The organism is Actinotalea subterranea (genome assembly GCF_008364845.1).
GTDB lineage: Bacteria > Actinomycetota > Actinomycetes > Actinomycetales > Cellulomonadaceae > Actinotalea > Actinotalea subterranea.
Genome location: NZ_VTTP01000007.1, coordinates 75373 through 87195, shown reverse-complemented (window position 1 = coordinate 87195; position 11823 = coordinate 75373). Strand labels below are relative to the sequence as shown.

Genomic DNA, 11823 nt, shown 5'->3' with positions numbered 1-11823 from the left:
CACGCCGGTTCAGTGCGGGTCAGGGACCTCGGCGTCGTCGGTCGTGCCTTCGGCCGGTGCTCGCAGCTGCAGGGTGGTCTCACGCCCGGGGTGACGGCGTCCGACCACCACGAAGATTACCAGCGCGGTCAGTCCCACCAGGATGGACGTCCAGATGTTCAGCCGGAGCCCGAGGACCAGCTCGGCGGGGTCGATGCGCAGGGCCTCGATCCAGAGCCGGCCGGACGTGTAGAGGACGACGTAGAGCCAGAAGACACGTCCGTGCCCGAGGCGGCGACGCCTGTCGAGCCAGATGAGCAGCGCGGCCGCCGCGAGGTTCCACACCATCTCGTAGAGGAAGGTGGGGTGGAACAGCGTGTCGGCGGGGTACCCGTCGGGGAACGTCGGGCTCGCGGGGTCGATCTGCAGGCCCCACGGGAGGTCCGTCGGTCCCCCGAAGAGCTCCTGGTTGAACCAGTTCCCCAGTCGCCCGATCGCCTGCGCGACGAGCAGGCCGGGCGCGACGGCGTCGGCGAACGGCGCGAACCGGACCCCCTGCCGACGCGTGCCTATCCATGCGCCGACGGCCCCGACCGCGATCGCACCCCAGATGCCCAGGCCTCCCTCCCAGACCGCGAATGCCTTCCAGGGGTCGCCGTCCGGTCCGAAGTACTGGTCGGGCGAGGACACGACGTGGTAGAGCCGTCCGCCGACGATGCCGAACGGCACCGCCCAGAAGACGATCTCGAGCACGGTGTCCGGGTCCCCGCCACGTTCGACCCAGCGGCGCCGGGTGAGCCAGAGGGCGACGACGATGCCGGTCATGATCGACAGCGAGTAGGCGCGCAGCGGGAACGGGCCGAGGTACCAGACGCCCTGGGACGGGCTCGGGAGCGCCGCGGGCAGGACGAGGCCCGCGACGGCGTGCAGTGCGCTCATACGGCCGCCCGGCGCACGCCCGAGGCGAGGTCACGCACGACGGCGGCGAGCCGCTCGATGCCGTCGGAGCCCGGCGAGCCCTCCGCGGCCTCGACGAGCGGACGGACGAACGCGCTCCCGACGATGACGCCGTCCGCGTACGCCGCGACCTCGGCCGCCTGGTCGGCCGTGCTCACGCCCAGGCCGACGCACACGTGCTCGGCACCCGCCCGGCGTGTGTCGGCGACGAGCCGTGCGGCGTGCTCGCCGACGGACGTACGCGTACCCGTCACGCCCATCGTGGACGCCGCGTAGACGAAGCCCCGCGAGGCCCGCGCGGTGAGCGCGAGGCGCTCGGTCGTCGAGCTGGGTGCCACGAGGAACACCCGGTCGAGGCCGTAGCGGTCGGACGCCGTCATCCACTCGCCGGCCTCGTCCGGGATGAGGTCCGGCGTGATCATGCCCGCCCCGCCCGCCGAGGCGAGGTCGCGGGCGAAGGCGTCGACCCCGTAGCGGATCACCGGGTTCCAGTACGTCATCACGAGCACCGGCGCACCGGCGCCGGCCACGGCCTCGACCGCGCGCAGGGTGTCGCGCACGCGGACCCCGGCGCCGAGCGCGGACTCGACGGCCTTCTGGATCAGGGGCCCGTCCATGACGGGGTCGGAGTACGGGACGCCGAGCTCGACGACGTCGACGCCCTGCTCGACCATGGTCCGTGCCGCGCGCACGGACGTCTCGACGTCCGGGAAGCCGACCGGCAGGTAGCCGACGAGCGCGGCGCGGCCGGCGGCACGCACCGCGTCGATGCGCTCCCCGACGGCGCTACGGACGTCCCGTGCGCGAGGGTCCTGCGTACCCACGGCCTGATCGGTCACGACTCTCCTTCGTCCAGCAGCGAGAACCACGCCGCAGCCGTCTCGACGTCCTTGTCGCCCCGCCCGCTCAGGTTCACGAGGATCGTGGTGTCGGGCCGGCCTGCCGCGACGGCCTCACGGCCCAGCTGCATCGCCCCGGCGAGCGCGTGCGACGACTCGATCGCGGGGATGATGCCCTCGGTGCGGCACAGCAGACGGAAGGCCTCCATGGCCTGGGCGTCCGTGATCGGGCGGTACTCGGCCCGGTGGATCGAGGAGAGCCACGAGTGCTCGGGGCCGACCCCCGGGTAGTCCAGGCCCGCGGAGATCGAGTGGCTCTCGATGGTCTGCCCGTCCTCGTCCTGGAGCAGGAAGGACCGCGCCCCGTGGAGGACGCCCGGCGCTCCCCCGCTGATCGTCGCGGCGTGACGCCCCGTGTCGACCCCGTCGCCGCCCGCCTCGAGGCCCACGAGGCGCACGTCCGGGTCGTCGAGGAACGCGTGGAAGATGCCGATCGCGTTCGAGCCGCCGCCGACGCACGCGGCGACCACGTCGGGCAGGCGGCCGGTCAGGTCGAGCACCTGCTGCCGTGCCTCCACCCCGATGATGCGCTGGAAGTCGCGCACCATCGCGGGGAACGGGTGGGGGCCCGCGACCGTGCCGAAGACGTAGTTGGTCGTGTCGACGTTCGTCACCCAGTCGCGCAGCGCCTCGTTGATCGCGTCCTTGAGCGTCTTCGAGCCGGTCGACACGGGCACCACCTCGGCGCCGAGGAGCCGCATGCGCGCGACGTTGAGCGCCTGGCGGCGCGTGTCCTCCTCGCCCATGTAGATGACGCAGTCGAGGTCGAAGAGCGCGGCGGCGGTCGCGGTGGCGACGCCGTGCTGGCCGGCCCCGGTCTCCGCGATGACGCGCTTCTTGCCGAGGCGCTTGGTCAGGAGCGCCTGGCCGAGCACGTTGTTGATCTTGTGGGACCCCGTGTGGTTGAGGTCCTCGCGCTTGAGGATGACGCGCACGCCACCGCAGTGGGCGGCGAACCGGGGCACCTCGGTGATGATGCTCGGGCGGCCCGTGTAGGTCAGGTGCAGCCGCGCGAGCTCGTCACCGAACGCCGGGTCGGCCTTGGCCTTGCTGTACTCGGCGTCGAGCTCGTCCAGAGCCTCGATCAGCGCCTCGGGGACGAACCGCCCGCCGAAGTCCCCGAAGTAGGGGCCGGAACCCGCTGCCGTGCGGGTGGGACCCATCGCCTCCGCCATGGCGGCCTCCTCGACCGGTGGGGGCGGGGTCGCCGCCGTGGTGCTCGACGCCGCGGCGGTGCCGTCGACGTCCTCGTGCGCGTGGTCCGGGACGGACCGTGCGCCGTCGGGCGCAGCCGTCACTGACGCACCGCCCGCAGCGAGGGGTGCGCGCCCGCGGCGACCAGGTCGGCGACCGCCGCCCTCGGGTCGCGGCCGGTCACGAGGCTCTCGCCGACGAGCACGGCGTCGGCGCCCGAGCGTGCGTAGTCCATGACGTCGTGCGGCCCACGCACGCCGGACTCGGCGATGCGGACGACACCGTTGGGGATCATCGGCGCGAGCCGCGCGAAGGTCGTGCGGTCGACGTCGAGCGTCTTGAGGTTGCGGGCGTTGACCCCGATGCACCGTGCGCCGGCGTCGAGCGCGCGCGTGACCTCCTCCGTGTCGTGCACCTCGACGAGCGCGGTCATCCCGAGGGAGTGGACACGCTCGACGAGGGAGGTCAGGACCGTCTGCTCGAGGGCCGCGACGATGAGCAGGACCAGGTCGGCGCCGTGCGCACGGGCCTCCCAGACCTGGTACGGCGTCACGACGAAGTCCTTGCGGAGGACGGGGACGTCGACGGTCCCGCGGACGGCGTCGAGGTCCGCGAGGCTCCCGTGGAAGCGCCGCTGCTCTGTGAGCACCGAGATCGCGGCCGCACCACCGGCCTCGTACTCCGACGCGAGCGCCGCAGGGTCGTCGATCGAGGCGAGCGCGCCCTTGCTCGGGCTCGACCGCTTGACCTCGGCGATGACCGCGACCGCGGCCTCGTCGTGGAGGCGGCTCAGGCACTCCTTGGCCTCGGGCACGCGGGCCGCACGCTCCTTGACCGCCGCGAGCGGCGTGGCCGCCTCACGCTCGGCCAGGTCCAGGCGCACCCCGGCAACGATGTCCTCGAGGACCGTCATCTCCGCCACCTCCTCGGGCCCATCCCCCGCAGACCCCGTCACGGGTCATCGTAGGGCCGTCCGGCGGCGGTCCCCGCCACGCCCACGGGCTGGGACCAGGGCCCCTCGGCCCTGGCGGCCGCGCCGCCGGGGGTGGTAGGCGGTCGCGTCAGGGAGCGAGGTACGGCGCGAACGGCGCGAGGTTGCGCAGGACGGTGAAGAGCGCCATCGCGACGAGGACGACGCCGACCGCCCACGGAGGAGCGAGCCACCGCAGGGGTTCGCCGGTCCAGGCGCGCCGCACCCACGCTGCCCAGGTGGCCACGGCGAAGGGCGCGAGCAGCAGCGCGAGCGGGTTCATCCCCCACGCGCCGGCGACGTCGAGGTGCAGCAGGCTGTGCACGGCGCGGAGCGTGCCGCAGCCCGTGCAGTACAGACCTGTCATCGACAGCACCGGGCAGGTCGGGAAGTGACCCGGCTCGTACGGGTCGACGCCGAACGCGACGACGGCCGCGGCGATACCCGCCACGGCCGTCGTCACCGGCGCGATGAGCTGACGACGCCGAGCCGGCGTCGATGCAGCACTCATACGTCGCAGCGATCGATCAGTAGGTGGAGTCGATGCTTCCGGCGGCCAGGATCCCGGCGGCGCTGAGCGCGAACCACAGCACGATCGACACAGCACCGGCGATCGTGGCCCACAGGGCGAAGGTCTTCGCCTTGCGCGAGGACTCCTGAGCACCCATGGCGTCGCCCTGGGCCCACTTCGTGTTGACCTGGGTCGAGAAGATGATCGCCGGGATGGCGAGCGGCCAGCACAGGAACACGCTGATGATGGCCCAGACCAGGTAGTTCTGCGGCGGCGGGCCCGGCTGCTGCGGCGCGCCACCGTAGTAGTTCGGGGGCATGCCCCCGGCGGGCGGCTGCGCGCCGTACGGGTCCTGGGGTCCAGGCGGAGTACTCATGTGCCAAACGCTCCTGTGGGTGTGGAGGGGAAGTCAGGACGCGGGGTGACCCGTGCCCTGGTGCCCGGCGGTGCCGGGCAGGCGGGATCGGTCGGACCGGCCGGGGTGGTCGGGCTGACCGAGGCCGAGCATCTTCAGGACGCGACCGGCGACGAGACCCACGAGGATCACGCCGAGGCCGGCCCAGAAGAGCCACGGAAGTGCGACGACGACGGCGATGGACGACGTGACCGCGCCGACGAGCACCAGGGTCACGGTGACCCAGGCGGCCGTCGTGTGGCCGTGGTTCCGTGGCGGTGGCGCCACCGGGAGGTGGGTCACCTCGACGGGACGGTCGGCGGACATGTCACCCATGCGCGTGTGTGCCTTTCGTGGAGTGATCGTGAGCCTAGCGAAAAGAGCCCGGACGGTCGCGGCATCCGCGGAGCGTGGGACGGTCCGGCCGCACCGCCGTCGGGCGAGGTCGGGTCAGGTCGGGTCCTCGCCCCGGGACAGCGCGTCCCAGGTCGCGTGGAGGTCGGGGTCGTCGCCGTCCAGGGCCGGCCCGTCCGCCGACGGCTCGACCGAGGCGCGAGCCGGACCGGGTGCGGCGCCGGACGTGCCGACGGAGGTGCCGACGGACGCGGTGCCGACGCCGCGACGCCCGGGCGCGTCGTGCCTGGCCGTGGCCGCCCCCCAGCGCCCCGCGACGACCACTGCCCACGCGCCGAGCACGACGACGAGGACGCCGAGGGCAGCCGTGACCCACGGCATCGCCGTCACCGTCACCGGTCCGTCGAGCTCGGGAACGCCGACCGCATCCTGCGCGGCGGCCCGCGCGGCCCGGGCGACAGAGCGCAGGCCGGCGACCGCGGACGTGACCACGAGCAGGCCGCCGAGGGCGAGCAGTGCCGCCGCCGCGCGCCGCAACCACGGGCCCGCGAGCACCAGCGCGAGCGCCGACGTGAGCACGACGAGCCCACCGGCGGCGACGCCCGGGGCGACGTCACCGCCCGCCACGGCGAGGTCCACGTGCGCCTCGACCGCGCTCGACGTCGCGGCGCGCGCCCAGACCGCGCCGCCCGCCGCGAGCGTCCCGAGGCCGAGCGCCCAGCCCAGGAGCACGACGGCACGCCGGTCGGGCACGACGACGCGCGTCGGGCGCCGAGCGCTGCTGCCCTCGTCCTGCGACATGTGAGGAGGAACGCCGCTCATGTCGCCGGGCGGAGCCGCGCCGCGACCTGGACGGCGCGCACCGCCGCCGCCGCCTTGTTCCGCGACTCCGCGTACTCGAGGGCCTCGACCGAGTCCGCGACGATCCCCCCGCCCGCCTGGACGCTCGCGCGACCGTCGCGGATCAGGGCCGTACGGATCGCGATCGCCATGTCCATGTCACCCGCGAAGTCGAAGTAGCCCACGGTTCCGCCGTAGATGCCGCGGCGGGCCGGCTCGAGCTCGTCGATGAGTGCGATGGCCCTCGGCTTGGGCGCCCCCGAGAGCGTCCCCGCGGGGAACGTCGCCGTGAGGGTCTGCACCGCCGTCGCGCCGGGCCTCAGGCGACCGACCACCGTCGAGCAGATGTGCATGATGTGGCTGAAGCGCCGCACCGCCATGAGCTCGACGACCTCGACCGAGGTCGGCTCGCACACCTTGACGAGGTCGTTGCGGGACAGGTCCACGAGCATGATGTGCTCGGCGCGTTCCTTGGGGTCGGCGAGCAGCTCCTCGGCGAGCTCGGCGTCCTGCGCGGGCGTCGCCCCACGCGGACGCGAGCCCGCGATCGGGAAGGTCACGACCCGCCCGTCGGTCACCTTGACGAGCGTCTCCGGGCTGGACCCGACCACCGCGAACTCCTGCCCCCGCGCGTCCTGGAGGGCGAAGTAGTACATGTACGGGCTCGGGTTGATCGTGCGCAGCACCCGGTAGACGTCCAGGGGCGCCGCGGGGCAGTCGAGGTCCAGGCGCTGGGAGAGGACGACCTGGAAGACCTCCCCCTCACGGATCGCCTCCTTCCCGGCGCGCACGGACGCCTCGAAGTCGGCACGCGAGCTGCGGAACTCGAGCTCGGGCTCGCGCGCGTCCGTCAGGACGGCAGGCGGGGTGCGCACGGGCTCCGCGAGCCGTGCCTGCATGGCGTCGAGACGCCCGACGGCATCGGCGTGCGCCTCGTCCACCCGCTCGTCCGTGTCGTCGAAGTTGATCGCGTTGGCGACGAGCCAGACGGTGCCGTCGACGTGGTCGACCACGGCGAGGTCGCTCGCGAGGCACAGCGTCAGCTCCGGGACGCCGAGCTCCTCCGGGGCCTTGGCGGGCAGCGTCGGCTCCCAGTGCCGCACGATGTCCCAGCCGAGTGCACCCACGAGGCCACCGGTCAGCGGGGGCAGGCCCGCGATGGCGGGCGTCCGCAGCGCCTCGAGCGTGCGACTCAGCACGTCGAGCACGTCGCCCGTGCGGGGGACGCCGACGGGCACGTCGCCGAGCCACGCCGCCTGGCCGTCGGCGACGGTCAGGGTGGCGCGGGACGCGACCCCGACGAACGAGTACCGCGACCAGGTCCCGTCGACCTCGGCCGACTCGAGGATGAACGTGCCCGGACGGCCCTGGGCGAGCGTCCGGTACAGGCCCACCGGCGTGACCTCGTCGGCGAGCAGCCGGCGCACGACCGGCACGACCCGCCGGGTGCGAGCGAGCTCGCGGAAGGTCTCGAGCTGCGGCCAGGTCGCGCCCCAGGCGAGGTCCACCGCTGCGGGTTCCGTCGTCGTCGGGCTCATCGCGCGTCCTGCCCGACGACGGCGCCCAGGTCGCCGCCGGCCTCGAAGCATGTGCGCGCCCCGGTGTGGCACGCGGCGCCGACCTGGTGGACCCGCACGAGGACGGCGTCGCCGTCGCAGTCGAGGCTCACGGACCTCACGTGCTGGGCGTGCCCCGAGGTGTCGCCCTTGCGCCAGTAGGTCTGGCGCGAGCGGCTCCAGAACGTGACCCGTCCGCTCGTCAGGGTGCGGTGCAGCGCCTCGTCGTCCATCCAGCCGACCATGAGCACCTCGCCCGAGTCGTGCTGCTGCACGACGGCGCAGACCAGGCCCGCGTCGTCGCGCTTGAGGCGCGCGGCGACGGCAGGATCGAGAGCGGACGGGCGGGCGGGCTGGACCGGTTCGAGCACGCGCCGATCCTGCCACGCGGCACGCTCCCGGTGCGCCCGCGCCCGCCCGGGTGGCGGCACAGGAGGCGGCGCCGCCCTGTCTCGCTCAGCGCCGCGCGGACGTGCGCGTCAGCGGGTCTGGGCGAGCCACGCCGCGTGCATGGCCGCGTACGGCCCGTCCTCGGTGAGGAGCTCACGATGGGCCCCGACCTGGACGACACGTCCCGCGTCGACCACGACCACGAGGTCGGCCGCCTCGGCGGTGGACAGGCGGTGCGCGATGGTCAACGTGCTGCGCCCGGCGGTGAGCTGGTCGAGAGCACGCGCGATGCGGACCTCCGTCGCGGGGTCGACGGCGCTCGTCGCCTCGTCGAGCACGAGGAAGTCCCCGGCCGCGAGGTGGGCCCGCGCGAGGGCGACGAGCTGCCGCTCCCCCGCCGAGAGCCGCTCGCCGCGCTGACCGACGTCCGTACGCAGCCCCTGCGGGAGGTCGGCCAGCCAGTCGGAGAGACCGAGCTCGTCGAACGCCGCGAGTGCCGCGCTCTCGTCCGGCTCCTCGGCGTCGGTGCGTGACCCGTACGCGACGTTGTCGAGCACGGTGCCGTCGAACAGGAAGCCCTCCTGCGGCACGAGCACGACGCGTCGGCGCAGGTCGGCGAGGGCGAGGTCCCGCAGGTCGACGCCGTCGAGCAGCACGGAGCCCTCCGCGGGGTCCACCAGGCGCGTCACGAGCTTCGCGAGCGTCGTCTTGCCGGACCCCGTCGCCCCGACGACCGCGACCTTCGCCGTCGCGGGGACCTCGAGGTCGACGTCGCTCAGGACCCGCGGGCCGCCCGGGTACGCGAAGCTCACGCCGCGCAGCTCCACGCGCGCCGCTCCACGTGCCGTCGGCGCCCCGCCGTCGGCCGGGTCGGCGATGTCGACCGGTGTGTCGATCACGCCCAGCACCCGCCGCCAGCCGGCGAGCGCGTTCTGGAGCTCGTTGAGGATCTCCGTCGCCATCTGCACCGGGCCGGTGAAGAGCTGGACGAGGAAGAGGAACGCGAGCAGGCGGCCCACCGAGATGTCGCCCGCGACCCCGAGGAACGTCCCGACGACGACGACGGCCGCGAGGACGCCGTTGGCGACGAGCACGCCGCTCGAGAACACGAGGGCGACCCGGGTCTGCGCCCGCACCATCGCGTCCCGCGTGGCGCGCACCGCGGCGTCGATCTTGCGCTGGCTCCGCGCACCGACACCGTACGCGCGGATGGTCTCGGCACCGACGACGGCCTCGGAGATCGCCCCGAGCATCGCCCCTACGCGCTCCCGGACCGCCGCGTAGGCCGTGCTGACCCTCTTCTGGGCCGGCCGCAGCACGAGGAGCAGAGGCACGAAGCAGGCCCACACGACCAGCGTGAGCTGCCACGAGTACACGAGCATGAGGGCGGTCGCGACGAGGATCTGCAGCACCGAGACGAGCAGCATGATCCCGCCCCACTGCACGAACAGCGAGATGGTGTCGACATCGCTCGTGACGCGTGAGACGAGGCTTCCCCGCCGCTCGGTGCCCTGGGTCAGCGCGGAGAGGTCGTGGACGTGCCGGAACGCCCGGACCCGGAGGCGGGCGAGCCCCGCCTCGCTGCTGCGGAAGAGCCTGACGTTGACGAGCGCCGCGCACGCGCCCGAGACGACGAGGGCGACGCCGGCGAGCGCGACGAGCGTCGCGACCCTGCCGACCACTGGCCCGCCGGGGGCGAGGATCCCCGTGTCGACGGTCTGCTGGACGGTGATCGGCACCACGACCCGTCCGGCCGCGGCGAGGACCGCCAGCAGGACGGTGACGCCGATGCCCTGGACGAGCTCCGGCGAGACCTCGACGCCGCGGCGCAGCGTCGCCATCGGCCCCAGCGTCCTGGACCGCCCGACCTGGGCCGACGCCGCCCCACCCTGCGTGCCCTCGCTCATCGCTCCGCCCCCGCCTGCTCCACGGGGAGCGTCTCCTGGAGCCCTGACCTGCGCTCGGACTCGAGCAGGTAGGCCGTCGCGAGCTCGCGGTACCCGGGGTCGCGGCCCAGGAGCTCCTCGTGGGTGCCTCGGTCGACGACCGTCCCGCCCTCGAGGTGCACGACCTCGTCGGCCAGCAGCACCGAGGACATCCGGTAGGCGACCAGGAGGACCGTCGGCCCCGTGACCTGGTCCGACTGCAGCCCGACGTCGCCGTCGGCGTCGGCCGGCTGGTGCGCGGTCGCTGCGGGCCGCGCCGTCGCCGCCCGCAGACCCGTGAGGATCTGCTGCTCGACCCGGGGGTCGACGGCCGACGTCGCGTCGTCGAGCACGAGCAGGCGTGGCCTGCGCACGAGCGCACGTGCGATGACGAGGCGCTGCCGCTGACCACCGGACAGGTTGGCGCCGCGCTCACCGATCTGCGCGTCGAGACCGTCGGGCAGGGCCCGCACCACGTCGTCGACCCGTGCGATGCGCAGGGCCTCCCAGACGGCCTCGTCGTCGGGCGCACCCGGCTCGTCGGGGTCGGCGAGCGTGACGTTGGACCGCACGGTGTCCTCGAAGACGAAGGACTGCTGGGCGACGAGGGCGACCTGGGCCGCGAGGTCGGCGGGGCGGATCTGCCGCAGCTCGACGCCGTCCACCTCGATCGTCCCTGCGTCCGGGTCGCGCAGCCTGCTGAGCAACGACGCGAGGGTGGTCTTGCCCGAGCCCGTCGTGCCGACGAGCGCCACGACACGACCGGGTGGGAGGTCGAGGTCGACGTCGTGCAGCAGGGCGACGTCGCCCTCGGCGCCCGGAGCGAGCACCTGCACGCCCCGCATGCGCACGCCCGCGCCGCCCGGCCGCGCCGGGAGGCTCGCGTCGCCCGTGGGGAGCACGCCCGAGGCGTCGAGCACGCGGGCGATGCGGTCGTAGCCGACGAGCCCACGCGGCAGCTCCCCCAGGACCCAGCCGAACGCGCGCACCGGCACCGCCATGATCGTGAGCAGGTAGGCCGCGGACACGATGTCGCCGGTCTGGACGGCGCCCGCGGCGGCGCGGTGGGCGCCGACGAGGAGCACCACGAGGGTCCCGAGGCTCGGCAGCAGGTCGATGACGGGGTCGAACACGGCGCGCACCTGGCCGACGCGGACGTTCGCGGCGCGCAGCGCGTCGGCCCGCTCAGCGAACCGTGCCTCCTCGCGGTCCTCGGTCCCGAGGGACTTGACGAGGAGCGCCGCCTCGAAGCTCTCGTGCGCCACGTCGGACACCTCGGCGCGCAGCTGCTGCGCACGCGTGATCGCGGGCGACATGTAGCGCTGGAACACGAGGTTCGCGAGCACCGCGAGCGGCAGCACCGCGAGGGCCGTGACCGCGAGGAGGGCGTCGACCCGGAACAGGGCGACGGCCGCGACGCCGATCATCACGACGACGCCCAGGGCGAAGGGCAGCGGGTTGAAGACCCCCGTCGAGGCCTCGACGTCCGAGCTCGCGTTGGACAGGAGCTGACCGGTCGGGTGCGCCCGGTGCCACGACATCGGCAGGCGCAGGTACTGCCGGGTGACCGCGCGTCGGTGGTCGGCCTGGATGTCGGCGTAGCCGATGCCCGCGAACACGCGCCGGCCGGCGACCGCGAGGGCGAGCGTGACCGCCACGCCGAAGAGGACGAGGCCCGCGACCCAGACCTGCGACCGCGCCTGTGCCGAGCCCTCGAGGGCGGGGACGACCACACGGTCCGTCACCGCGCCGAGCGCCTGGCTGACGCCCACCATCATCGCCCCGAAGACCGCGGACGTGCCGATCGCCAGGAGGTAGGTCCGTGGCTGCGACGCGATCCCGCGGCCCATGAGC

The 11823-nt window shown here is 74.1% G+C and carries 12 protein-coding genes; all 12 read right to left on the bottom strand.

Translation table 11 applies throughout. The features are described from left to right. Positions 1–9 precede the first annotated feature (9 nt). Positions 10–918: a prolipoprotein diacylglyceryl transferase gene (gene lgt, locus FZ988_RS12870; RefSeq protein ID WP_149204430.1), complete on the bottom strand. Its 909-nt coding sequence runs from the start codon at positions 916–918 to the stop codon at positions 10–12. Beyond that, on the bottom strand, positions 915–1775 hold the full coding sequence (trpA, locus tag FZ988_RS12865) for a tryptophan synthase subunit alpha (protein ID WP_425457981.1): 861 nt from the start codon (positions 1773–1775) through the stop codon (positions 915–917). The genes lgt and trpA overlap by 4 nt, the downstream gene beginning before the upstream one ends. After that, the gene (trpB, locus tag FZ988_RS12860) at positions 1772–3010 is read right to left on the bottom strand and encodes a tryptophan synthase subunit beta (RefSeq protein WP_425457985.1); all 1239 of its coding nucleotides are present in this window, start codon (positions 3008–3010) and stop codon (positions 1772–1774) included. Before trpB ends, trpA begins: the two co-directional genes overlap by 4 nt. Before the next feature lie 119 nt (positions 3011–3129). After that, complete coding sequence (gene trpC, locus FZ988_RS12855; protein WP_149204429.1) at positions 3130–3942, bottom strand: indole-3-glycerol phosphate synthase TrpC; 813 nt, start codon at positions 3940–3942, stop codon at positions 3130–3132. Positions 3943–4090: 148 nt separating this feature from the next. Next, positions 4091–4510 (bottom strand): DUF2752 domain-containing protein, encoded by a 420-nt coding sequence (locus FZ988_RS12850; RefSeq protein ID WP_149204428.1) that lies wholly within the window; start codon positions 4508–4510, stop codon positions 4091–4093. A gap of 16 nt (positions 4511–4526) precedes the next feature. Then, positions 4527–4886, bottom strand: a complete 360-nt coding sequence (locus FZ988_RS12845) for a CD225/dispanin family protein (protein ID WP_149204427.1) — start codon at positions 4884–4886, stop codon at positions 4527–4529. Positions 4887–4919: 33 nt separating this feature from the next. Beyond that, positions 4920–5240 carry an HGxxPAAW family protein gene (locus FZ988_RS12840; RefSeq protein WP_149204426.1) on the bottom strand — a complete coding sequence of 107 codons (321 nt, stop codon included), beginning with the start codon at positions 5238–5240 and terminating at the stop codon, positions 4920–4922. Positions 5241–5354: 114 nt separating this feature from the next. Continuing rightward, positions 5355–6059 (bottom strand): Trp biosynthesis-associated membrane protein, encoded by a 705-nt coding sequence (locus FZ988_RS12835; RefSeq protein ID WP_188079094.1) that lies wholly within the window; start codon positions 6057–6059, stop codon positions 5355–5357. 17 nt (positions 6060–6076) lie between these two features. Beyond that, a complete protein-coding gene (locus FZ988_RS12830) occupies positions 6077–7636 on the bottom strand; it encodes an anthranilate synthase component I (protein ID WP_149204424.1) in 1560 nt (519 codons plus the stop codon). Further along, positions 7633–8025 carry a phosphoribosyl-AMP cyclohydrolase gene (hisI, locus tag FZ988_RS12825; protein ID WP_149204423.1) on the bottom strand — a complete coding sequence of 131 codons (393 nt, stop codon included), beginning with the start codon at positions 8023–8025 and terminating at the stop codon, positions 7633–7635. Before hisI ends, FZ988_RS12830 begins: the two co-directional genes overlap by 4 nt. A 108-nt stretch (positions 8026–8133) precedes the next feature. Next, on the bottom strand, positions 8134–9951 hold the full coding sequence (locus FZ988_RS12820) for an ABC transporter ATP-binding protein (RefSeq protein WP_149204422.1): 1818 nt from the start codon (positions 9949–9951) through the stop codon (positions 8134–8136). After that, on the bottom strand, positions 9948–11819 hold the full coding sequence (locus FZ988_RS12815; protein ID WP_149204514.1) for an ABC transporter ATP-binding protein: 1872 nt from the start codon (positions 11817–11819) through the stop codon (positions 9948–9950). Before FZ988_RS12815 ends, FZ988_RS12820 begins: the two co-directional genes overlap by 4 nt. Between the last annotated feature and the right edge of the window lie 4 nt (positions 11820–11823).